The 22,724-nt window shown below is 69.2% G+C and carries 20 protein-coding genes; 9 read left to right on the forward strand and 11 right to left on the reverse strand.

Annotated elements, in window-relative coordinates:
• Nucleotides 1-60 precede the first annotated feature (60 nt).
• On the reverse strand, nucleotides 61-1,941 hold the full coding sequence (locus ACWELJ_RS17880; RefSeq protein ID WP_452367239.1) for an ABC transporter ATP-binding protein: 1,881 nt from the start codon (nucleotides 1,939-1,941) through the stop codon (nucleotides 61-63).
• 134 nt (nucleotides 1,942-2,075) lie between these two features.
• On the opposite strand from ACWELJ_RS17880, the gene ACWELJ_RS17885 reads away from it, so the two are divergent.
• Nucleotides 2,076-4,853: an FAD-binding and (Fe-S)-binding domain-containing protein gene (locus ACWELJ_RS17885; protein ID WP_452367240.1), complete on the forward strand. Its 2,778-nt coding sequence runs from the start codon at nucleotides 2,076-2,078 to the stop codon at nucleotides 4,851-4,853.
• An 89-nt stretch (nucleotides 4,854-4,942) separates the two neighbouring features.
• Nucleotides 4,943-5,836, forward strand: coding sequence for a DNA-3-methyladenine glycosylase family protein (locus ACWELJ_RS17890; RefSeq protein WP_452367257.1), 894 nt, complete (start codon nucleotides 4,943-4,945; stop codon nucleotides 5,834-5,836).
• Nucleotides 5,837-5,843: 7 nt separating this feature from the next.
• On the opposite strand, the gene ACWELJ_RS17895 is transcribed toward ACWELJ_RS17890, so the two are convergent.
• The 3 genes from ACWELJ_RS17895 to ACWELJ_RS17905 are packed head-to-tail and all read right to left on the reverse strand — an operon-like array spanning nucleotide 5,844 to nucleotide 8,837.
• A complete protein-coding gene (locus ACWELJ_RS17895; protein ID WP_452367241.1) occupies nucleotides 5,844-7,133 on the reverse strand; it encodes an extracellular solute-binding protein in 1,290 nt (429 codons plus the stop codon).
• Complete coding sequence (locus ACWELJ_RS17900; RefSeq protein ID WP_452367242.1) at nucleotides 7,130-7,960, reverse strand: carbohydrate ABC transporter permease; 831 nt, start codon at nucleotides 7,958-7,960, stop codon at nucleotides 7,130-7,132. The genes ACWELJ_RS17895 and ACWELJ_RS17900 overlap by 4 nt, the downstream gene beginning before the upstream one ends.
• Nucleotides 7,950-8,837 carry a carbohydrate ABC transporter permease gene (locus ACWELJ_RS17905; RefSeq protein ID WP_452367243.1) on the reverse strand — a complete coding sequence of 296 codons (888 nt, stop codon included), beginning with the start codon at nucleotides 8,835-8,837 and terminating at the stop codon, nucleotides 7,950-7,952. The genes ACWELJ_RS17900 and ACWELJ_RS17905 overlap by 11 nt, the downstream gene beginning before the upstream one ends.
• A 212-nt stretch (nucleotides 8,838-9,049) precedes the next feature.
• Between ACWELJ_RS17905 and ACWELJ_RS17910 the strand changes: the two genes are divergently transcribed.
• From ACWELJ_RS17910 to ACWELJ_RS17925, 4 genes are read left to right on the forward strand one after another with little or no spacing between them, the layout of a single operon-like run.
• The gene (locus tag ACWELJ_RS17910) at nucleotides 9,050-10,930 is read left to right on the forward strand and encodes an SCO2524 family protein (RefSeq protein WP_452367244.1); all 1,881 of its coding nucleotides are present in this window, start codon (nucleotides 9,050-9,052) and stop codon (nucleotides 10,928-10,930) included.
• Nucleotides 10,927-11,859: an SCO2523 family variant P-loop protein gene (locus ACWELJ_RS17915; protein WP_452367245.1), complete on the forward strand. Its 933-nt coding sequence runs from the start codon at nucleotides 10,927-10,929 to the stop codon at nucleotides 11,857-11,859. The genes ACWELJ_RS17910 and ACWELJ_RS17915 overlap by 4 nt, the downstream gene beginning before the upstream one ends.
• Nucleotides 11,856-12,905, forward strand: a complete 1,050-nt coding sequence (locus tag ACWELJ_RS17920) for an SCO2522 family protein (RefSeq protein WP_452367246.1) — start codon at nucleotides 11,856-11,858, stop codon at nucleotides 12,903-12,905. The genes ACWELJ_RS17915 and ACWELJ_RS17920 overlap by 4 nt, the downstream gene beginning before the upstream one ends.
• 12 nt (nucleotides 12,906-12,917) lie before the next feature.
• Entirely contained in the window at nucleotides 12,918-13,901 is a 984-nt protein-coding gene (locus ACWELJ_RS17925; RefSeq protein WP_452367247.1) for an SCO2521 family protein, read from the forward strand.
• Between the two features lie 9 nt (nucleotides 13,902-13,910).
• On the opposite strand, the gene ACWELJ_RS17930 is transcribed toward ACWELJ_RS17925, so the two are convergent.
• The 3 genes from ACWELJ_RS17930 to ACWELJ_RS17940 all read right to left on the reverse strand — a co-directional run bounded on the left by ACWELJ_RS17930 (nucleotide 13,911) and on the right by ACWELJ_RS17940 (nucleotide 15,788).
• A complete protein-coding gene (locus ACWELJ_RS17930) occupies nucleotides 13,911-14,771 on the reverse strand; it encodes a hypothetical protein (protein WP_452367248.1) in 861 nt (286 codons plus the stop codon).
• A 2-nt stretch (nucleotides 14,772-14,773) separates the two neighbouring features.
• Nucleotides 14,774-15,244 (reverse strand): N-acetyltransferase family protein, encoded by a 471-nt coding sequence (locus tag ACWELJ_RS17935; protein ID WP_452367249.1) that lies wholly within the window; start codon nucleotides 15,242-15,244, stop codon nucleotides 14,774-14,776.
• A 340-nt stretch (nucleotides 15,245-15,584) separates the two neighbouring features.
• Nucleotides 15,585-15,788 carry a hypothetical protein gene (locus ACWELJ_RS17940; RefSeq protein ID WP_213558585.1) on the reverse strand — a complete coding sequence of 68 codons (204 nt, stop codon included), beginning with the start codon at nucleotides 15,786-15,788 and terminating at the stop codon, nucleotides 15,585-15,587.
• A gap of 254 nt (nucleotides 15,789-16,042) precedes the next feature.
• On the opposite strand from ACWELJ_RS17940, the gene ACWELJ_RS17945 reads away from it, so the two are divergent.
• The gene (locus ACWELJ_RS17945; protein ID WP_452367250.1) at nucleotides 16,043-16,930 is read left to right on the forward strand and encodes a helix-turn-helix domain-containing protein; all 888 of its coding nucleotides are present in this window, start codon (nucleotides 16,043-16,045) and stop codon (nucleotides 16,928-16,930) included.
• Nucleotides 16,927-17,130 carry a DUF397 domain-containing protein gene (locus tag ACWELJ_RS17950; protein ID WP_452367251.1) on the forward strand — a complete coding sequence of 68 codons (204 nt, stop codon included), beginning with the start codon at nucleotides 16,927-16,929 and terminating at the stop codon, nucleotides 17,128-17,130. Before ACWELJ_RS17945 ends, ACWELJ_RS17950 begins: the two co-directional genes overlap by 4 nt.
• Nucleotides 17,131-17,209: 79 nt before the next feature.
• Here ACWELJ_RS17950 and ACWELJ_RS17955 read toward each other — a convergent pair whose 3' ends face one another.
• From ACWELJ_RS17955 to ACWELJ_RS17970, 4 genes are all read right to left on the reverse strand, one after another.
• Entirely contained in the window at nucleotides 17,210-17,407 is a 198-nt protein-coding gene (locus ACWELJ_RS17955; protein ID WP_357098833.1) for a hypothetical protein, read from the reverse strand.
• A 147-nt stretch (nucleotides 17,408-17,554) separates the two neighbouring features.
• Nucleotides 17,555-18,301 (reverse strand): succinate dehydrogenase/fumarate reductase iron-sulfur subunit, encoded by a 747-nt coding sequence (locus ACWELJ_RS17960; RefSeq protein WP_452367252.1) that lies wholly within the window; start codon nucleotides 18,299-18,301, stop codon nucleotides 17,555-17,557.
• Between the two features lie 2 nt (nucleotides 18,302-18,303).
• Nucleotides 18,304-20,232, reverse strand: a complete 1,929-nt coding sequence (locus ACWELJ_RS17965; RefSeq protein WP_452367253.1) for a fumarate reductase/succinate dehydrogenase flavoprotein subunit — start codon at nucleotides 20,230-20,232, stop codon at nucleotides 18,304-18,306.
• A 40-nt stretch (nucleotides 20,233-20,272) separates the two neighbouring features.
• Nucleotides 20,273-21,106, reverse strand: coding sequence for a hypothetical protein (locus tag ACWELJ_RS17970; RefSeq protein ID WP_452367254.1), 834 nt, complete (start codon nucleotides 21,104-21,106; stop codon nucleotides 20,273-20,275).
• A gap of 336 nt (nucleotides 21,107-21,442) precedes the next feature.
• On the opposite strand from ACWELJ_RS17970, the gene ACWELJ_RS17975 reads away from it, so the two are divergent.
• Nucleotides 21,443-22,724 (forward strand): thiolase family protein (locus tag ACWELJ_RS17975; RefSeq protein ID WP_452367255.1); only part of this gene is annotated, 1,282 nt, incomplete at its 3' end.

The raw sequence follows: 22,724 nt of genomic DNA on the forward strand, positions 1-22,724 counted from the left end.
AATTCTTTTGCCGATCCGGCAAGGCGTTCGGTCCGATCAGGCCGACCCCGCCGATTCCGGTCACGCCGTCGCGGGCACGCTGGAGTCGGCGAACTGGGTGCGGTACAGCTCGGTGTAGCGGCCGTCCGCGGCGAGCAGTGCGGTGTGGGTGCCGCGTTCCACGATGCGGCCGTGCTCGAGCACGATGATCTGGTCGGCATTGCGGATGGTCGACAGCCGGTGCGCGATGACCAGGGCGGTGCGGCCGTCGAGCGCCTCGGCCAGCGCCTCCTGCACGGCGGCCTCGGAGGTGGAGTCCAGCGAGGCGGTGGCCTCGTCGAGGATCACCACCCGCGGCTGCTTGAGCAGCAGGCGGGCGATGGTGAGCCGCTGCCGTTCCCCGCCGGACAGGCGGTAGCCGCGCTCGCCGACCACGGTGTCCAGGCCGTCGGGCAGGGATTCGATGAGGTCGCGCAGCCGGGCCCGCCGCAGCGCGTCCCAGAGCTCGTCCTCGGTGGCCTCGGGCCGGGCGAGCAGCAGGTTGGCGCGAATGCTGTCGTGGAACAGGTGCCCGTCCTGGGTGACCAGGCCGACGGTGTCCTGGATGGACTGGCCGGTCAGTTCCCGCACATCCTTGCCGCCCAGCAGCACGGCGCCCGAGTCCACGTCGTAGAGTCGCGAAACCAGTTGCGCGATGGTGGATTTCCCGGCCCCCGAGGACCCGACCAGCGCCACCATCTGCCCGGGTTCGGCGCGCAGCGACACCTCGTGCAGCACCTCCTCGCCGCCGCGGGTGTCCAGGGTGGCCACATCCTCGAGCGAGGCCAGCGACACCTTGTCCGCCGACGGGTAGCCGAAGCTGACGCCGTCCAGCTCGACGGCTACCGGCCCCGGCGGCACCGGACCGGCCAGCGGCGAATCCTCGATCAGCGGCTTCAGATCCAGCACCTCGAAGACCCGCTCGAAGCTCACCAGTGCCGACATCACGTCCACGCGGGCGCTGGCCAGCGCGGTGAGCGGCGAGTACAGCCGGGTCAGCAGCAGCGAAAGGGCCACCACCGAACCGGGTTCCAGCTGTCCCTGCAGCGCGAGGTAGCCGCCGAGCCCGTAGACCAGCGCCAGCGCCAGCGCCGAGACCAGGGTGAGCGCGGTGACGAAGACCGTTTGCAGCATGGCGGTGCGCACCCCGATATCGCGCACCCGTCCGGCCCGCAGCCCGAACTCCGCCGACTCCTGCCGCGGCCGTCCGAACAGTTTGACCAGGGTCGCGCCGGGCGCGGAGAAGCGTTCGGTCATCTGGGTGCTCATGGCCGCGTCGAGCCCGGCCGCCTCGCGCTGGATCCCGGCCAGCCGTTCGCCCATGCGCCGCGCGGGCAGGACGAACACCGGCAGCAGCACCAGCGCGAGCAGGGTGATCTGCCAGGACAGCCGCAGCATCACGGCCAGCGTCAGCGCGAGGGTCACCACATTCGTGACGACCCCGGACAGGGTGGTGCTGAACGCCCGCTGCGCCCCGATGACGTCATTGTTCAACCGGCTCACCAGTGCGCCGGTCCGGGTACGCGTGAAGAAGGCGATCGGCATTTTCTGGACGTGGTCGAACACCGCGGTGCGCAGATCGAAGATGAGCCCTTCCCCGATGCGCGCCGACAGCCAGCGGATGACCAGGCCCAGCCCGGCATCCAGGACCGCGACCACCGCGATGATCACCGCCAGGACGATGACCGTTCGCGGCGCGCCGTGCGAGACGATGGCGTCGACCACCCGTCCCGCCAGCACCGGCGTCGCCACCGCGAGCAGCGCGGAGACGATGCTGAAGATCAGGAATGACACCAGCTGCCGGTGATGAGGGCGCGCGAAAGCGAGAATCCGCTTCGCCGTCGCCATCCGCAGCGGCCGCTGCTCCGTAGGCGCGTGCATCTGCCGATAGAGCTGATTCCACGCGACCGATTCGATACTCATCCCGGCTCCTCACCTGTCCGGGGTACGACTCAACCCCGCACCACCGACACTAAGACCTCAACAAAGGTTGAGAGCAAGTACTTCCGGCCTGGTCAGGAGTTCGCTCGCAGCGAAACCCGCCTAGGGTTGGACCCGTGAAACGAGGTCGGGACGTGAGCGCGGCGTGGGAGCGGGCATTGCGCGGGTCGATCACCGGCGAGGTCGACACCGGACCGCGCCGCCGGGCCGAGTACGCCTCGGACGCGTCGAACTATCGGGTGCCGCCGGCGGCCGTCGTGTTCCCGCGCGACGCGGCCGACGTGACCGCCGCCCTCGATGTCGCGCGGGCGGAAGGGCTGTCGGTGACCGCGCGCGGGGCGGGTACCTCGGTCGCCGGCAATGCCATCGGGCCCGGACTGGTCCTCGACTTCAGCCGCCACCTGACGGCGATCCTCGAGCTCGATCCCGAGCGGCGGATCGCGCGCGTGCAGCCGGGCGTGGTGCTGGCCGCGCTGCAGCGGCGGGCGGGTGCGCACGGGCTGCGGTTCGGCCCGGATCCGTCCACCCAGAACCGGTGCACCCTGGGCGGGATGATCGGCAACAATGCCTGCGGCCCGCACGCCGTGGCCTGGGGCCGGACCTCGGATACGGTGCGGGAGTTGCGGATTCTCGACGGGCGCGGCCTGGAGCGGACCCTCGCGAGCGACCCGTCGGTACTGGCCGGACTGCCCGAATTCACCCGCGAACACCTGGCCCTGATCCGCACCGAACTCGGCAGATTCGAGCGGCAGGCCTCCGGATACGCGCTGGAACACCTCCTGCCGGAGCGCGGTTCGTCGGTGGCCAAGGCCTTCGTCGGCACCGAGGGAACCTGTGGACTTCTGCTCGACGCGACCGTCGATCTGGTCCCGGTGCCCGCCGCGACCGTGCTGGTGGTGCTCGGCTACCCGGATATGCCCACGGCCGCCGACGATATCGCCACGATCATGGCCGCCGGGCCGATCGCGGTGGAAGGTATGGATGCCCGCCTGGTCGATGTGGTGCGGGCGCACCGGGGCGCGGTACCCGAACTGCCGCGCGGCGGCGGCTGGCTCCTGATCGAAATCGACGGTGACACACCGGAACAAGCGCGCGAGCAGGCCGAGGCATTGCGCGCGTCCGCCCACGCCCTCGATTCCCGGCTGGTGACCGACGCGGCCGAGGCTCGCGCCCTGTGGGGCATCCGAGCCGACGGCGCGGGCCTGGCCGGACGCACTCCGGACGGTCATCCGGCCTGGCCCGGCTGGGAGGACTCCGCGGTGCCGCCCGCCCGCCTGGGCGACTACCTGCGCGACTTCGCGCGGCTCACCCGTGAGCACGGCGTGGACGGCCTGCTGTACGGCCATTTCGGCGACGGTTGCGTCCATGTGCGCCTGGATCTGCCGATAGCCGATGCGCCGCAACGCTTCCGTGCCTTCCTCGAGGACGCGGCCCGGCAGGTGGTGGGTTTCGGCGGCTCGCTGTCGGGTGAGCACGGCGACGGCCGCGCCCGCTCGGATCTGTTGCGACTCATGTACTCCCAGGACGCGCTCGACGCCTTCGCGGGCTTCAAGGCGCTGTTCGATCCGGACGCGGTCCTGAATCCCGGTGTCCTCGTGCATCCCCGCCCGCTCGACGCCGATCTGCGCCTGGCCGGCCTGCGCCCGTTGCCCACCACGGGTGGATTCGCCTTCCCCGCCGACGGTGATCTGGCCACCGCCGTGCACCGCTGTGTCGGTATCGGCAAGTGCCGCGCGGACACTCCCGGCGGTGTCATGTGCCCGTCCTATCTGGCGACCGCCGACGAGAAGGACAGCACCCGGGGCCGCGCCCGAGTGCTCCAGGATGTCGTCCGGGGCGAGCTGGATTGGCGGTCGGAGGCCGTCGCGGAGTCCTTGGACCTGTGTCTGTCCTGCAAGGCCTGCCATTCCGAGTGTCCGGCCGGTATCGACATGGCCACGTACAAGTCGGAGACGCTGTACCGCCGCTATCAGGGCAGGCCCCGACCGATCGATCACTACACCCTCGGTCAGATGCCGCGCTGGCTGGCAGCGGCGTCGCGATTGCCGGGTCTGGTCAACGCGCTCAGCGGTGCCGGTCCGCTGCGCAGACTCGGATTGCGGGCGGCCGGAATGGATTCCCGCCGCACGGTGCCGGCACTGGCGAAGAAGAGCTTCCGCCGGACTTGGCGTCCTTCGGCGCCTCGGCAGGACGGGCCGGGCGTGCTGCTGTGGACGGATACCTTCACGGATGCCTTCGACCCCGAGATCGCCACCGCCACGGTCGAATTGATCGAATCGCTCGGCCACCATGTGCGCATCCCGGACCGGCGCGTCTGCTGCGGTCTGACCTGGATCAGCACCGGCCAGCTGGACGGCGCGCGACGGCGGCTGCGCGCCACCGTCGACGCGCTCGACGCCCACGTCCGAGCCGGCGGCGTGATCGTCGGCATGGAGCCGTCCTGCACCGCCGCCCTCCGCGACGACCTGCCCCGCCTGCTGCCGGACGACCCGCGCGCCGCCGCCGTCGCGGCCGCGGTGCACACCCTCGCCGAGTTCCTGGAGACCCAGCCCGGCTGGCAGCCCCCGGACCGCTCCGGCCGCACGGTGCTGGTGCAGCCGCACTGCCACCAGCACGCCGTGTTCGGTTTCGCCGCCGACCGCAGGATCCTGGACCGCACCGGCGCGCGGGTGGTCGAGATCACCGGCTGCTGCGGACTCGCGGGCAACTTCGGCATGCAGCGCGGCCACCACGACGTCTCGGTCGCGGTCGCCGAGCGCGGCCTGCTCCCGGCCCTGCGCGCCGCGCCCGCCGGTGCGATCCTGCTCGCCGACGGCTTCTCCTGCCGGACCCAGGCCGCGCAGCTGGCCGGGCGGTCCGCCCGCCATCTCGCCCAGTTCCTGCTGGACCGGTGAGGCGTCCCTAGAATGGCGCGGTGACTTCCGCGCCGCCCGCCCAGCCCGCTCGGGGGCCGGCGGCTGTCACCGCGGCGCACAGCCGCACGCTGAGCTCGGACCGGCCGCTGGATCTGGCCGCCACCATCTCCCCGCTGCGCCGCGGTTTCGGCGACCCCTGCCACCGCGAGACCCCCGACGGCTCGCACTGGCACGCCTCGCGGCTGCCCTCGGGTGAGGTCACCTACCGGCTGCGCCAGCGCGATCGGCACACCGTCGACGCCCGCGCCTGGGGTCCGGGCGGCGAGGAATTCCTCGAACAGCTGCCGCGCATGCTGTGCCTGGACGAGGACGTCAGCGATTTCACCCCCGAACATCCCAAGATCGTCGAGGCGCATCGCCGCAATCCGGGTCTGCGCATGCTGCGCACCGGGCTGGTGTGGGAGGCGCTGGTCCCCGCGGTCCTGGAACAGAAGGTGCACACCAGGACCGCCCACGACTCCTGGCGGAAACTGGTGTGGCGCTACGGGACTCCCGCGCCCGGACCCGCGCCGGAGGGCCTGCGGGTGATGCCGGACGCCGAGACCTGGCGGCATATCCCGTCGTGGGTGTATCACCGCGCCAATGTCGGGCCGCAGCGTTCGAAAACCATTGTGCTGGCGGCCCGGATCGCGCCGAAGCTGGAGCAGGCCGCGACCCTGAGCCACGCCGACGCCGCGCACCGGCTGCGTACCGTGCCGGGGATCGGGATCTGGACCGCCGCCGAGATCGCGCAGCGCGCCTTCGGCGATCCGGATGCCTTGTCGGTGGGCGATTTCCATCTGGCCGCCACGGTCGGCTGGACCTTGCTGGGCGAGCCGATCGATGACGACGCCATGGTCGAATACCTGGAACCGCTACGCCCGCACCGGTATCGGGCGGTGCGGCTGCTCGGACTGGCCGGTTTCGCGCACAAGCCGAAGTTCGGTCCGCGCACGCCGTACACCGATCACAGCCGCATCTGAACGCCGATCACCGCTGTGCGGCCGCGGTGTCCGCCGCCTGCCGCGCCCTGGTCAGGGCCTCGGGCACCGGGATACGGCCCAGGTACATCTCATCGAGGATCGGCGTGATCGCCTGCAGCGCCGCCGGGAATCCGGGCCCGCCACCAGCACTGATCGTCCGGCCGGCCAGCACGTCGAAGAACGGTGACACGTCCACGCCGTGCCGCGCCCAGTAGTCGCGATAGACCCGCTGCTCCGACACCACCGCCGGAATCGTGTTCCCGTCCAGGCCGAGATAGCGGTTGCCGGCCGCGCTCCCCAGCCACGCCAGCACGCGCCGCACCGCGTCCGGATGAGCGGTGGCGGCATTGCCCGCGACCCCGATGGCATTGTTGGCGCTGACCCGGCCTGCCGGTCCTTCGGGAATCATGGCCAATCCCCAATGGAATCCGGCATTCCGCGCGATGGTCGCCAGATTGAAGGTGCCGGACTGGAACAACGCCATGCGGCCCTGCAGGAAGGCGTTCTTGGCGAAGTCACCGCTGGTATTGGTGTCCGCGGCCGACGGTGAGAGCCGGTCGGCCACCAGCCCCACGGTGTACCCGTAGGCGTCGCGCCCTTCCGCCGAGTCGAACGCGAACCGCCCGTCCCGCTGCAACTGCCCGCCCGCCGAACCCAGATACGGCAGCGAGATCGACTGAAAGTCATTGGCGGCGTTGTACGGCCACGCCGAGACCGCGGCCAGCCGCCGCAGTACGGGACGGAAGCTGTCCCGCCCCGGATCCGGATTCCACCGCAGACCGGCCAGCTCGCCCGGATCGACCCCGGCCCGCGCGAGCAGGTCCCGATTGACGTAGAGCGCGCTGCCGCCGTCCACGAATTGCGGTACCGCCCAGAGTGTTCCGTTCCGGGTGAACTGGGTGACGGCCTGTGGGTCCCACCCCCGCGTGGCCTCGGGCCCGAGCGTCGCGCCGATATCCATCAGGTGCCCGCTGTCCGCGTAGTCCTCGTAGAGGTTGGTCCAGAACAGGTCGTCGGCGATCCCGCCCGTCACGTCCAGCCGCAGCTTCTGCGCGTAGGACGCCCACGGCACCAGCGTGATTCGCACCTCGATATCCGGGTTGGCGCGCTGGAATTCGTCCAGCGCGGCCCGGTAGGGGGTGACGAAGCTCTGATCCCAGATGCGCAGCCGCACCACCGTGCGTCCGCCGCTGTCGGCGTCGCGCCCGAGCCACAGCGCCGCGGCCACCAGCAGCACCGCGACCACGATCATCCCGAGCACGGCCCGGGTCGAGTCCTTCGCGCGGAGGCTCCTCATTTGAGCCCCGTCACCGCGATGGACCGCAGCACCTGCCGCTGGAAGACCACGAACAGCAGCACCAGCGGCGCGATGGCCAGCGTGGTGGCGGCCATGACGAGCGTCCACTGCGCGTTGTACCGCGTCTGCAGGTTGGCCGTGGCCACGGTCAGCACCTGCCATTTCGCCCCGGACGCGGCCACCAGCGGCCACATGAAGCTGTTCCACTGCGAGACCACCGTGATGACGGTGAGGGTGGCCAGAATCGGCCGGCTCATCGGCACCACCACGCCGATCAGGATGTCGAGGGTGTTGGCGCCGTCGACCCGGGCCGCGTCGATGATCTCCCCCGGAATGGCCAGGAAGTACTGGCGCAGCAGGAAGATCGCGTATGGCGACCCGAACAGGAACGGCAGCACCAGCGCCCAGAAGGTGTTGAGCCACCCCAGTTTCGCGAACATGAGGTACAGCGGGACGAGGGTGACGGCGCTGGGCACCATCATGGTCCCGAGGTACACCCAGAACAGCGCGTCCCGTCCGGGAAACCGGGTGCGCGCGAACGCGTACGCCGCCATGATCGACGTGACGAGTTGTCCACAGGTTATGCACACGGTCATCAGCGCGGTGACCGCGATGGCCCGGCCCAGCCCCTGGTCCAGCACCGTGCGGAAGTTATCCACAGTCACCGGATGCGGTGTGGCCACCGCGGATTCGGCGGCGAACTGCCGGGGTGTCTTCAACGCCGTCATCGCGCTCAACACCAGCGGCGCCACCGTCAACAGCGCCCCGACAAGCAACACCCCGTACGCCGCGACCGTCCGCGCCGCCGCCCGCCGGTCAATACTCATAACTGGTCCGATTCCGGAAGTACCGGTGCTGCGCCACCGTGATCACGAACATCACCGCGAACACCACCACCGCCATGACCGCGGCCCGCCCCGGATGCGCGGCATCGAACGCCTCCGAATAGATCCGCATGGCAACGACATCCGTGTGCCGGCCCGGCCCGCCCTTGGTCAGCGCGTACACCGCGTCGAAGGTCTGGAACACGCTGAGCACTCCGGTCACCAGTACGAAGAACATGGTCGGCCGCAGCAGCGGCAGCAGCAGCCAGCGCACGCGCCGCCATCCGACGGCCCCGTCCAGGGCCCCCGCGTCGAGGATCTCGGCCGGGATGGCCCGAATCCCCGCCACGAAAAACAAAGCCACATATCCGACATTCATCCACACGATGACCACCGCCACCGCCGGCAGCGCCAGACTCGGCGAGCTCAACCACTCCACCCGATGTCCCAGCACGGCGTTCAACGCCCCACCGGTCGGCGCGAAGATCCACTGCCACACCACTCCCACCGCCACCGGCGCGCACATCCACGGCAGCGCGTACACCACCCGCAGTACGGTCCCGGCCCGCCCGCGCCGCGCGAGCAGCGCCGCCACCGCGAACCCCAGCACCGTCTGCGCGGGCACCACCAGCGCCGTCAACGCCAGCGTCACCAGGATGGAATGTCCGAATTGCCGATCGGTGAGTACCGACCGCCAGTTGTCCCAGCCGGTGAATCGGATGGGCCCCAGCAGGTTCCAGCTGTGCAGGCTCAGCCACAGCACCACCGCGATCGGCAGCAGCAGGAAGCAGCCGACCCCGAGCAGGCTGGGCAGCAGCAGCGCGTAGCCGACCGCCGCGTGCCTGGTGCCGGCTGTGGCGCGGCGGGCCGTCCGGTCCATGACGGGCGAGGCTACCGGCCCGGCGCGGGTGCGCGCGCCATCCCACGCCCGACTTGCCCGATATTGTGTGAAGTCCGATATTGCGCTGTGCGCGACGCGATTTCGAGCCCGCTTGCCACCCGGTGCGCGGCGTCGGCGCATGATAGTTTGTGCCGCGCTCGTACATCGCGATGACGGCGAGGCTGGCCACGACAGGGCAGGGGACGGCGTCGATGAGAATCAAGCCACGGGAACAGATCCTCGGAGTCTGGCGGTCGCTGCTGACCGCGTGCTACCGGGACGAGACCTGGGTCTGGGGCGGCCGCAACGGCTCCAATTCGATCAGCGACGCCGAACAGCTGCTGTGCCTGCTGTATCCGGCCACCGAGATCGACGGGTTCGGGCTGGAGACGCCCGACGAGATCGCCAAGGACATCCTCGCGGTGCTGTCCCCGCTGGGCGATGACGGCCTGCGGATCGGCGAGCGGGTGGTGTGGCTGCTCGAGCAGTACGTCGAACGGCACACCGACCACGATCCGGACACCGGCCGGGAACTGCCGAACTTCGCCGCGGGCAGCTACCTGGCCTCCTCCGACGGCGCCGAGCCGACGCCGGCGCAGCACGCGCTCGAGGTGGTCGACTCCTATTCGATGTCGCTGACCCTGTGCCTGGCCGCCCTGAAGTTCCTGCGCGGCTTCAGCGGTCCGGTGTCGGCGCTGGCGGTGGGCCGGCGCAACCGGCTCGCGATCGAGCTGGGCCCGCGCATCGAGCGCCTCGACGCGCACATCAACACCCGCCTGACCGCCGCGATGGTGGGTCTGATCCGCAGTTTCGTGGTGAACACGGTGACGCCCAAGTCCCCGGCGGGTCAAGCCATGCTGTCGATGCTGAATCAGACGGGCGGTGCCACCGACACGGTGGTGCGCGCGGTGCGGGACCGCCTGGACCGGGTCCGGATCCGACTCCGCAACGACGCCACGCTGAGCCAGATCGAGGGCGTCGATCTGGACAGCCCGGACATGCTCTTCGAATGCGGCTGGAGCTGGGCCATCGTGCGCAAGGCCGCCGACATCGACTTCGTGGACCTGCCCGTCGCGCAGCAGCCCGGCCACGCCGTCGCCCGCCCCTACCTGCATTTCACCGTGGTGGCGCTGGACGGCATCAACGACCTCACCTCGCAGCGCACCCGGGAACTCGACCTGCTCGATGGCGAACAGCGCCGCCTGGCCGAGGCGCTGCAGCTGCGCTGGGATCTGGCCCAGCGGTACTGGGCCGCGGTGGCGCGCTTCGGCAATGGCCGCTGGCCGCTGGAGGACATTCCGTGGCGCACCTCCGACGGCGAGGAGTCCGACTACTTCAGTCTCATCGTGTCCGCGGTGCTGATGCAGGATCTGCTCAACCGCGAGGCCAATGACGACGACCTCGATCGCGCCGCCACCATCTTCGACGAACTGGCCCGCCGCGGCCGCATCATCCGCCGCTTCACCGCCGGGGACCCGGCCCGCACCATGCACACCCCGGGCGTGAGCCTGCGCCTGCTGGGCAGCGAGGAGCTGGACGGCCCGCTGCTGCTGTGGACCGTATCCGATTACGCCACGGTGCTTTTGAAGCGCACCCTGCAGGCGGCCCGGCTCTCCGGCACCATCGAGACCCGGGATCAGCTGATGACGCTGGCCCAGGCCACCATGGACCACCTCGACCTGCGCGCCTTCCGGGAGGGGCCGGCCACCGGCCTCTGGGACGACCCCAGCCGCATCTTCGGCGGCAGTGAATCGCATCTGCCGTCCTGGTATCTCACCGAGCGCGTGGTCGAGTGCATGGTGACCGCCGCCCGCATGTACCGGGAACCGCCACTGCGCGCGCCGAATTCGGTGACCCGCGCGATGGAACTGCTCACCGAGGCCGAGCACCTGCTCAACCGGGAGATACTGGAGCTCAGCGAAACCGATATCTCCGCGGGCCGCACCGCCCTGGCGCTGGCCGAACAACGCTTGGAACGGGCCCGCACCCTCATCGACGAGCGCCCGGGCACCGCCGTCAGCCTGGCCTCGCAGGCCCTCATGGAGCTGGACGAGCTCGCCTACGCCCGGCTCGACGCCACCAGGAGCGAATGACCGTGCTCGTGTTCTCCGCGTCCGACAAGGGCGGCACCGGCCGCTCGGTCACCAGCTGCAATATGGCCTACTGGCTGAGCATGAAGGGCCGCAAGGTCGCCTATCTGGACTTCGACTTCGGATCGCCCACCGCGGGCGGCACTTTCGAGATCAGCCGGATCGACAACGGGGTGCGCGACGGCACCGGCCTGCACGCCTACCTGCTCAACGAGAACGGCTCCCCCGCCCGGCTGAGCGTGCGCTCGGAGACCGACCGCATGGAACTGAGCCGCTCCCGGCATCCCTCGGGCCGGCTGGTGCTGTTCCCCGGTGACCTCGGCGGCTCCGAGTTCACCACCCTCGACGAGCGCATGATCGACCGCTGCGCCGCCCTGTTCGCCACCTGCGAGCAGGAATTCGACGTGACCTTCGTGGATCTGAGCGCGGGCCGCTCCATCGCCCTGGCCCTCGCCCTGAGCGCGACCCGGCAGCCGCAACTGTCCCGGGCGGTGTGCCGGTGGCTCATCTTCCATCGCTGGACCCGCCAGCACATCGCGGCCGCGCGCGGCCTGGTGCACGACGACCACGGGGTGCTGGCCACCGGGGAGGCGTGGGGGCACGACCGCACCGCGCTGCTGAACTCGCTGCGCTTCGTCCGCATCGCGGTACCCGAACTCAACCGCACCGCCGGGCTGCGTCCGGCCCAGGCCGCCTGGCTGCAGGAACAACACAACACCCTGACCCGCGCGGCCAACCGGCACGGCATGGGTCCGAGCGGGATACTGGGCCAGACCCCGGTGGAACCGATGCTGCAATGCCGGGAGCAGGTGATCCTCGATGTGGATGTCGCCGCCCACGTCGCCAATGCCGAGACCGTGGACGCGTTCCGCACGCTCACCGAGAAACTCATGAACGACGCCGTCTGGGAACAGGTGGAGGTACGCCGATGAGCTCCGCGACCGATTACAGCGAGGCCGGTGAACGCAATCGCGTGGCCGGGCAGCCGCTCTCGCACCTGTCCATCGAGGTCGGACACTTCTACATGGACGAGCTGGTGAACGGCGTCGACCGGATCCGCGCGCAATTGCGCAAGGTCGCGCCCATCGTGGAGACCCAGATCGCGGCCGCCGAACAGGAATTCGGGCCGGGCGCCCGGGTCAGCACCTGCTTCCTGGTCGACGACTACTTCTGGGGCCGCACCCCGGGCCGCGGCCGCAACGCCCGCCGCGTCGCCGACCCCCGCCACGTGCTCGAGAAACTGCTGACCGCCGCGGACGAATGCGGGGTGCGCATCGACTACCTGGCCCGCGAGGCCGGGTGCGCGGAGGTGCCGTCGTTCCTGGACGGCGAACCCGTCGGTGAACCGGTGCGGCTGGCGGAGATGATGGCGGCGCGCATCGTCGCCGAACCCGAACGCGACAGCACCGGGCGCCGCCCGCCCACCATCGAATCCGGATGGCTGTGCAACGGCCGTCGCTCCTCGGAATACGATGCCGGACAAGCGATGCGGATCGCGCGATACCGGCCGCCGGAGGAGTTCGGCGCGCGCAATCACTCCATCTTCCTCGATGTGCAGCTGTGGAGCCGGCAACTCGAGGAGGTGGCCGGACAGCAGGAGGAGCGCATCCTCTGGTCCTGCCCGTTCCTCGCCTCCATCTGGCAGTTGTTGCGGCTGGGCATGATTCGCGACGAGGGCGCGATGGTGGCCGCCCCGGTGCCGTGGGACGACCCGTGGCCCGAGGAGTGGTCGCGGCTGCCCGCCGTGGTGCAGCTGAATCCGCGGGCCAAACCGTTCGCGGCATATCGGGCCTTGTCGGTGCTGCCCTACAGCTACCTGGGCATCGAACACGCGGTGCGGGTGATCCTGGACCATCTGCAACTCGATGACGACGTGCACGCCAAACTGGCCGAACGCGGTGCCGGCGAGCGGATTCCGGTCGAGGTGCCGCGCCAGGCCACCCGCCGGCTGAACCACCTGTTCCTCGGTGACGTCTGAGGTGGCCGCCGCATGAGCGATCCGCTGGTCCTGCTGGGGGAGGTGCGCACGGCGTTGCTGCCGAATGCGGGGGGACTGGCGGCGCGGGAGGCGTCGGCACTGCTCTCGCTGTTGCCCGGGCAGCGGGTATTGATGCGGGAACGACCACTGGCGCTGGCGATTTCGCCGACCTCACCGGTGGGCGTGGACTGCCGATTGGCCACGGTGTCGCGGTCGGACAGCCGGGCCATCGGGACGGTGGCCGCGCACGCCGTCCTGGTGGGCGGCCGGGTGATGCAGAGTTCGGCCTGTTCGAGCGTGGTCCGGGCGGCCGATCAGAACCGCCGGCCCTGGTCGCACTATCTGAACCGGGCCGGGACCGTGGAGCTGGTGCACCGCATCGGCGACGACACCGCCACGGCGGTCGACCTCACCGAGGGCTTCCTGGAGGCGTCCAGCGCCACCACCCTCGACCTCGGGTCGATCAGCGAACGGCTGCTCACCCGGGTGCGCACCGATCCGCGGCTGGATCAGGATCCGCCGGTGCACTCCGGGGCGACCCGGTTGCGCTGGGCCGCGCGGGTCGCGCCGCCGGTGGACGGGAGCGCGCGGGGACGGACGCTGTTCGCGTTCCGGCTCGAGGACGAGAACACGCGATCGGTGCGCATCATGGTGCCGACCGTCCGGGATCTGGCCGGGGTGCAGCGCTTCTGCGAAGATCTCGCCGTCCACGACTGGCTGCTGTCCACCCTCGCCGCCGCGCTCTCCGACGCGAATCGGCCCGTTCTCGAACGCGATCCCACCGGCGAGCTGGCTCCCCTGCTCGAACAGCTCGTGCACCTGTGGATGCCGGGCGCGCACACTCCGCCGCGGCTGCGGGAACTGTGGACCCGGCTGGAATCCGATCCCGGCTTCACCCGGCAGTGGACCGCCCAGGTCGGGCACCTACGCGACCGGCTGGCGGTGGCCACCCTGGAAGCGCTGCGCAGTTCGAAGATCAGCACCGTGCAGTGGTGAGCGCTGTGCTCAGAGCCGGAACCAGCGGCGCACCAACAGGGCGAAGAACACCGACATGGTGACCGCACCGGTGTACGCCTCGGTGACGAACACCGCCCGGCCGCCCACTCGCAGGTGATCGGTGTCGCCGACACCCAGCGGGTTCAGGTAGTTCATCAGCACCTGGTAGACGGTCACGGCCACCGGCTGTTCGGCGCGCAACGCCACCGCGCCGGTGAAGACCAGCAGCTGGAACACCACGAACCACAGCATCCGGAACGGCCGATACCCGTAGCCGCAGACCAGATCCGGGACCAGGCCGCCGAGCCGCCGCCAAGCTTGCGGCTGTGCCTGGCGCCGGGCCCGGGCCAGCGCGAGCCCGCAGCGGTCCTCGGCGTCGGTGTCCTCGTCGATCCGGTACAGACTGCCCGCACGCCGATAGGCCAGGGCGGCATGGCCGGGCAGGCCGGCCTGCACCAGCGGCCGGCCGAGGCGCTCGTACGCTTCGGCGAGCAGCCGATTCTGGGTGCGGCTCAGCCGCAGCGGACCCCGGTACTCGACCTCCGCGGCGATGAGCGCGGCGAGCAGCTGGTTGACCGGCACGGCCTGTGGATCCGGGCCGGCCGGGCGGCGTATCGCGGGCGCGTAGAGGTGACCGAAGACGAGACTGTCACCGGCCCGGCGGATTCCGGGCGGATCGTAGGTGGCGACCACCGCCTCGGTGTGCCGGGTGAACAGATCGAGCAGGGGTTGTTCGGTGGCGCGCCGCCGCAATCCGTGCGGCTGGGCCAGGAACTCGGTGATGCTCTCGCCGTAGGTGTCGGCGTGGCGCTCGATCCGCATGCTCATATCGGCCACGAAGGGTGACGACGGCGCGCTTCGTTCGAGCATGATCAATGATAGATCCTGTGCACCAGCACATCTCGGGGCTCATCGGCGCCGAAATAGGCGGGCTCGTGGTCCGTCCACGCGAACCCGACCTCCTTGTACAGGTGGTAGGCGGCGCGATTGCCCGGCTTCACGGTGACGTAGACCTGTTCGGCATGGACCTTGCGGCATTGGGCCAGTGCCGCTTCCAGCAGGACGCGGCCGAAACCGCGGCCCTGGCAGGCGGAGGCCACGGCGAAGCCGAGAAACCACGCCGTGCGGTCGCCGTCGATGGCGGTGAGGACATAACCGCACACCTCCCCCGCCTCCTCAGCAACCGTCCAGTTTGCTCCGTGTAATTCGAACAATTGCCGCAGAACGAAATACGGATACGCGAGATGCTCGAATTCGACCACCTCGAGCGCCCGAATCGCGTTCAGATCCGCCAGCGACGCGGTCCGGCATACCGGAATATCCGGCTCTTCGAAGGCCGACAACGGTGTTCCCCTCCACCCCGGGCGCAAGTGCGCATGGATTCCAGGGTAAGCGTCACGCCGAGAGTTGGGTGCGGTTCGGCCCGCCCGCCGTCTGTGGAACGAGCGGGCCGAACCGCGCTGCCGCACGCGGTGGGGACCACACCGCCGCTGCCCGGAGGTTAGGCGCGGGGCGTTCGAAAGCGCAGTGCCGCAGCGTTTATCGCGGCCGGGGGCCTTCCCCGGTATGTCCCGGACCGCGAATTCTCCGGGGTGTGACGGCGCGCGGAGCGGGCGTCGAGCAACAGCCACAACAGCCGATGCACGACCCGGTCGAAGCTCGAGGGCGCCGGTTCGATGGCCGTCATGGCAACGCGCGCTCGTCGAGCACGCACCGTCCCTCCTCCACCAGGGTGGCCCGGGCTCGTCGACGCACCTTGCAGGTCTGCACGGTGCAATCGAGGTGCAATTGCATTGCGGCGTGGGCCTGTTCGGCGGTCATCACCCCCGGATCCCGGCGGCAGCGCGACAAAACGGCGATGTGCATATTGAGGGACGTCAGTTGCATGTCCAGACCACTCCTCGTTCCCGCTGGTTCCTGAAGTGCCCGGAGGTTCAGGAAAGGAAAGGGGCCTAGCTACACCGCTCCGGGCACACATCTAGCACACCACGTGCAGACGCCAGGCGGGCGAATTTCGACAAGGAGAACGCAAAATTGCGCGAATTCCCAGCAGTGAATCCACTTGGGAGAGGACGATTCTCCATAGTGGACGAACCTCGCGTCCCCCGATCCCCGCCCCGCGATCGCGAATGGAGCGTGTCGTGTCCGAAGGTCCCGCGTCATCCACCCTGCCGCGCCGCCAGCTCGGCCGCTACCTACGGGACTGGCGTATCCAGGCAGGATTGACCATCGCCGAAGCCGCCAAGCTGATGGAGTGGGGCGCCAGCACCCTGCAGCGGCTGGAGAAGGGCAACGCCGACCGCATCCGCACCATCGACATCCAGGAGCTGTGCCGCATCTACGGGATCCCCGCCGAAATCGCGGACGGACTCAAGGGTTTGGCGCAGCAGGCGGCCGTCAAGAGCTGGTGGCACTCCTACGGCGACCTGATTCCCGAGAACTTCGACGTCTACGTCGGGCTGGAGGCATCCGCGCAGCAGTTGTCCTGCTACCAATCGGAATTGGTGCCCGGCCTGCTGCAGACCGCCGACTACGCAAGGGCCCTGAACCGGCTCGGATACCCGGAAGAGACGGCGGCGGAGGTGGATCGGCGCGTTCAGCTGCGCCTGCAGCGTCAGGCCATGATCACCCGGCGCATGCACCCGGCCGCCATCGCCATGGTGTTGCACGAATCGGTATTGCGCCGCCTGGTGGGAGGTGCAAGGGTGATGGCGGCGCAGGTGCGGCACTTGGCGGAACTGAGCACCCGGTCCAATGTCGCCTTGCGCATCCTGCCCTTCGCCGCCGGTGTCCCCCTGGGACTTTCGACCGGCCCGTTCGTGATCCTGGAGTTCGGATCCGACAGCAAGGGGCAGCCGGTGGAGCCCCCGGTGGTCTACGTGGAGGGGTTCACCGGCGATCTGTATCTCGAGAGACAGGGCGATGTTCAGCGTTATCGCCGCGCCCAGGAGGGCCTGGAACGCTGCGCGTTGGACGTCCAGGACAGCAGAAACCTGCTGCGGCAGGTGGCGAAGGAGTATTCGGCATGAGTGTGGAGCTTTCCGGGGCCCGCTGGTTCAAGAGCAGCCGCAGCGGGGCCGGTAAGGAGTGCGTCGAGGTGGCGTTCCTGCCCGCGGGCCGGGTCGGCGTGCGGGACAGCAAGAATCCGCTGGGGCCGGCGCTGGTGTTCGGCGCCGCGGAGTGGCGGTCGTTCACCGCCGGCCTCGAAAACGGCTGCTTCGACCGGTGATTCGCTGGTACTGAGATACCGAAAGCGGTGCGCGGGGCCGGACCCCACGCACCGCGGTTTCAGTCATTCACTATGACGCTCAGAGAATTGCGACTACTCCGATCGCGACGGCGGCCACCAGCACACCGATCGCTACGGAAGGCATCAAAGCACCGGTCAGTACGTATACGCCCATCGCCGATACCGCGAAGAGCATCCCTACGATCAGCCGTTCGACCCAGTCATCGGGACCCAATTTCCGGTACCGGGGACGTGCATTCTTCAGTCCTCGGTCCACGAATAGTTGGATACCCATGTTTTTACTCGGGTAAACATGTAACCGTTGCTGAACGGCTGCCGTTTCGTGATCAACTTCCGGCTCCGGTAATCCCGGGGCCCGGCGCTGCCGCGCGGGGCCCCGGTGGCAAGATTTCTGCGGGACCGGTCAGCGACGGAACAGTTTGTTCCCCAGCCACACGATCGGGTCGTATTTCCGGTCCACGACGCGTTCCTTGAGCGGGATGAGCGCGTTGTCGGTGATCTTGATGTGTTCGGGGCAGACCTCGGTGCAGCACTTGGTGATATTGCAGTAGCCCAGCCCGGCGTCCTCCTGGGCCAGGTCACGGCGGTCCGCCACATCGAGAGGATGCATTTCGAGTTCCGCGATACGCATCAGGTATCGCGGGCCGGAGAAAGCGTGCTTGTTGTCCTCGTGATCACGCACCACGTGGCAGGTGTTCTGGCACAGGAAACATTCGATGCACTTGCGGAATTCCTGCGACCGTTCCACGTCGGCCTGCTGCATCCGGTACTCACCCGGCTTCAGATCGACCGGAGGCGTGAATGACGGGACCTCGCGCGCTTTTTGATAATTGAACGACACATCGGTGACCAGGTCGCGAATCACCGGGAAGGTGCGCATCGGCGTCACCGTCACCACTTCGTCCTCGGTGAACGTCGACATCCGGGTCATGCACAATAGCCGCGGCCGCCCGTTCACCTCGGCCGAGCACGAACCGCACTTGCCCGCCTTGCAGTTCCAGCGCACCGCCAGATCCGGGGCCTGGGTGGCCTGCAGGCGATGGATGATGTCGAGCACCACCTCGCCCTCGTTCACCTCCACGGTGAAGTCGTGCAGGCCGCCGCCGTCGGTATCGCCGCGCCAGACCTTGAACTTGGCTTGATAACCCATGGCTATTCCGCCTTTCCGGCGCCGTCCCGCAACTCCGCGAGATCGGCGGGGGTGTAATACTTTTCGAGCTCGGCCAGGTCGAACAGGCGCAGCAGTTCGGCGCGCATCGGCACCTGGGCCTCGGAGGCGACGGTGACCGCGGGCACCGAGAAGCCCACCTCGTCCTCGCCGATCGTGCAGACCAGCAACTGATTCCGCCACACCGGATCCATGCCCGGGTGGTCGTCGCGGGTGTGACCGCCGCGGCTCTCGGTGCGCAGCAGCGCCGCCTGCGCGACGCATTCGCTGATCAGCAGCATATTGCGCAGGTCGATGGCCAGGTGCCAGCCCGGGTTGAACTGCCGGTGGCCCTCCACGGTGACGTGGTCGTAGCGGTCGCGCAGTTCGGACAGCTTCGCCACGGCCTGCTTCAGCTCGTGTTCCTTGCGGATGATGCCGACCAGGTCGTTCATGGTCTGCTGCAGATCCATGTGCAGGGTGTAGGGGTTCTCCCCGTGACCTTCGGCCGGCGGATCGAACGGTGTCAGCGCCGCTTTCGCCGCCGCGGCGATATCGGTGTCGGAGATCTTGGGCCGCGCGGCCAGCTGCTCCACGTAGGTGGCCGCGCCCAGTCCGGCGCGGCGGCCGAACACCAGCAGATCCGACAGCGAGTTGCCGCCCAGCCGGTTGGAGCCGTGCAGCCCGCCCGCGCACTCGCCGGCCGCGAACAGGCCGGGCACCTTCGCCGCCTGGGTGTCCGGATCGACCTCGATGCCGCCCATGACGTAATGGCAGGTCGGCCCGACCTCCATCGGCTCCTTCGTGATGTCCACGTCCGCCAGCTCCTTGAACTGGTGGTGCATGGACGGCAGCCGCTTCACGATCTGATCCGCGGGCAGGCGCGAGGCGATATCCAGGTACACGCCGCCGTGCGGGGTGCCGCGCCCGGCCTTCACTTCCTCGTTGATGGCGCGCGCCACCTCGTCACGGGGCAGCAGATCCGGGGTGCGGCGGGCGGAGTCGTTGTCCTTCAACCACTGGTCCGCCTCCTCGATGCTCTCGGCGTACTGGCCCTTGAACACCGGCGGGATGTAGTCGAACATGAACCGCTTGCCGTCGGAGTTCTTGAGCACCCCGCCGTCGCCGCGCACACCCTCGGTGACCAGGATGCCCTTCACCGAGGGCGGCCAGACCATGCCGGTCGGATGGAACTGCAGGAACTCCATATTGATCAGCGAGGCGCCGGCGCGCAGCGCGAGCGCGTGACCGTCGCCGGTGTACTCCCAGGAGTTGGAGGTCACCTTGTAGGACTTGCCGACACCGCCGGTGGCGATGACCACCGCGGGCGTCTCGAACAGGATGAAACGACCCGATTCCCGCCAGTACCCGAAGGCGCCGGAGATCTTGTCGCCGTCCTTGAGCAGTTCGGTGATGGTGCATTCGGCGAAGATCTTGATCCGCGCCTCGTAGTCGCCGGTCTGCGCGAAATCCTCCTGCTGCAGCGAGACGATCTTCTGCTGCATGGTGCGGATGATCTCGAGTCCGGTGCGGTCGCCGACGTGCGCCAGCCGCGGATAGGTGTGGCCGCCGAAGTTGCGCTGGCTGATCCGCCCGTCCGCGGTCCGATCGAACAGCGCCCCGTAGGTTTCCAGTTCCCACACCCGGTCGGGGGCCTCCTGGGCGTGCAGTTCGGCCATGCGCCAGTTGTTGAGGAATTTGCCCCCGCGCATGGTGTCCTTGAAATGGGTCTGCCAGCTGTCCTTGGAGTTGGCATTGCCCATGGCGGCCGCGCAGCCGCCCTCGGCCATGACGGTGTGCGCCTTGCCGAACAGGGACTTGCAGACCACCGCCACCGACAGCCCGTGTTCGCGGGCCTCGATCACCGCACGCAGACCGGCACCGCCGGCACCGATCACGACGACGTCGTACTTGTGCCGCTCGACTTCAGGCATGGAACCGAATACTCCTGGGAGACTGAGGAATAGAGGACTGTCAGCCGATGAGGCGAGGATCGGAGATGGTTCCGCTCGCGACCAGCATGACGTAGAAATCGGTGAGGACCAGCGTGCCCAGCGTGGTCCAGGCCAGCTGCATGTGCCGGGTGTTCAGCTTCGACACCACGGTCCAGAAGCGGTAGCGCACCGGGTGCTGCGAGAAGTGCTTGAGCCGCCCGCCCGCGATGTGCCGGCAGGAGTGGCACGACAGCGTGTACGCCCACAGCAGCAGCGCGTTTCCGGTGATGATCGCCGTGCCCAGGCCGATGCCGAAGCCACCGTCCTTGGCGTGGAAGGAGATCACCGCGTCATAGGTGTTGATCACCGAGATGATCACCGCGACGTAGAAGAAGTAGCGGTGCGCGTTCTGGATGATCAGCGGAAGCTTGGTCTCCCCAGAGTATTTCGCGTGCGGCTCGGCCACCGCGCAGGCCGGCGGGGACATCCACACCGACCGGTAGTAGGCCTTGCGGTAGTAGTAGCAGGTGAGCCGGAACAGCAGCAGGAACGGCAGCACCAGGAAGCCGAGCGGGATCCACATCGGCAGATGCCCGATCGGCGTCCCGAAGTGGCTCGAGCCCTCGACGCACGAAGCGCTCAGACAGGGCGAATAGAACGGTGTCAGGTAGTGGAAGTCGTTCACCCAATACGCGGTCCGCACAAAGGATCTGACGGTCGCGTACACGACGAACGCGCCCAGCCCGAGCACCGTCATCGCCGGCGGCACCCACCACCGGTCGGTGCGCAGCGTGCGTGCCGCGATGGCGGCCCGACCCCTGCTGAAAACCCCGGTACTGATCGATTCAGAAGTCTTGACTGGTGCGGCGCTCATTGCGGCCTGCCTCGCTGCCCTACCCCGTGGAACGTCATCGTTACCTCCGGCATCGAATGTGATGGTGAGCACCCTACGACAGGAGTGCTATCACTCGAGCTCGCATCAGCTATTTCGTGATCCAGTGATTTACGCCACATTTCCTGCGGACTTCCGCGCTTCGTTCGTGTAGTGAACAAACGGCAATCGTGCGAACTCGGCGGGCTGTCACGGGGATTGGCCGCGGCGTGATCGCGCAGCTCCGGACGGTCGTTCTCGCCGGTTACACGCCGTCACACGGCAGCAACAAGGGTGTGGTGGCCTGTCCCTCTGATGAGGGCAGGAAGGGAGCCGATGATGAGACGTGCCGCCATCGTCATGCCGATGCGCACACCGGTGGGCCTGCCCGGCGGCGCGCTCGCCGCGGTATCTCCGAACCGTCTGGTCGGCACGGCTATTGCGGCGGTGCTCGGCCGGTCCGGGATCGACCCGCGCCGGGTGGAACAGCTGGTCACCGCCGTCCCCGACGCCGACGCCATCCGCTCCGCCCTGCCCCGCTGCGGGCTGTCCCCCGAACTCGGCGAATTCACCGTCGGCGCCGGACCCGGCAGCGGCCTGCGTGCCCTGATCACCGCCACCATGATGGTGCGTACCGGCGCGGCCGACGTGGTGCTGGCCGTCGGTGCCGAATATCGGTGTGCCGCAGCGCCGTTCGTCGCGCAATCGGCCAGCGTTCCGGCGCCCGCGACCCACCCCGGGTCGTCCGACGCCGGTCCCAGCACCGACGAGCAGATCGCGCTGTGGGCCGCGGAACCGGCACGCGGACAAGCGGATTCGGCGCGGACCGAACAGCTGGCCCGCCACCACGGCCTGGACCGGGCCGCCGCCGACGACTTCGCCGCGGTCAGCCACCGCCGCGCGGCTCGCGCCCACCGGCAGGGTGTCTTCGGCGCCGAGATCGCGCCGACGGTCGTCTGCGCCCGCCCGGATGACCCCGACTCCGAGGTGGTGCGCCTGGTCGACCGCGACGAGGCCCTGCGCGACGATGTCTCGCACCGCGCCTTCGCCGCCCTGCCCCCGTTCCGCCCCGGCGGGGTGTCCACCGCCGCCAACAGCAGCACCCGCGGCCTGGCCGCCTCGGCCTGCCTGGTGGTCGCCGAGGACCGCCTCGCCGACCTGGGCCTGGAACCCCTGGCCTACCTGGTGGACTGGGCGAGCGCCGCCGCACCCGCCGACGCCGCCGCTCCGGCCGCCGGGAGCGCGGTCGCGAAGACGCTGTGGCGCAGTGGATTCGAATTGTCCGATCTGGCCTTGCTGGAGGTCGAGGAATCGTCCGCCGTCGAGGTCTTGGCGCTGGCGCGCGTCCTGGGCTTGACCGAGCCCGTCGGCGGGCCGGCGGAGCACCCGGGCGGTAGCGCGGACCAGGCGGGCGGCCGCTTGAACGTGCACGGCGGCTCGATCGCCCTGGGTGACCCGGGCGGCGCCGCGGGACTGCGCATGGTCACCACCATGCTGCACGAATTGGCGCGCCGCGAAGGCGGACTCGGCCTGGCGGTGACACCCGCGGGCCCCGATACCGCCCTGGCGGCGATCTTCGAATCACCGGATCGAACACCGGTTTCCGAGACGCCGCGCGGCT

The sequence above is a fragment of the Nocardia sp. NPDC004582 genome (assembly GCF_053602115.1).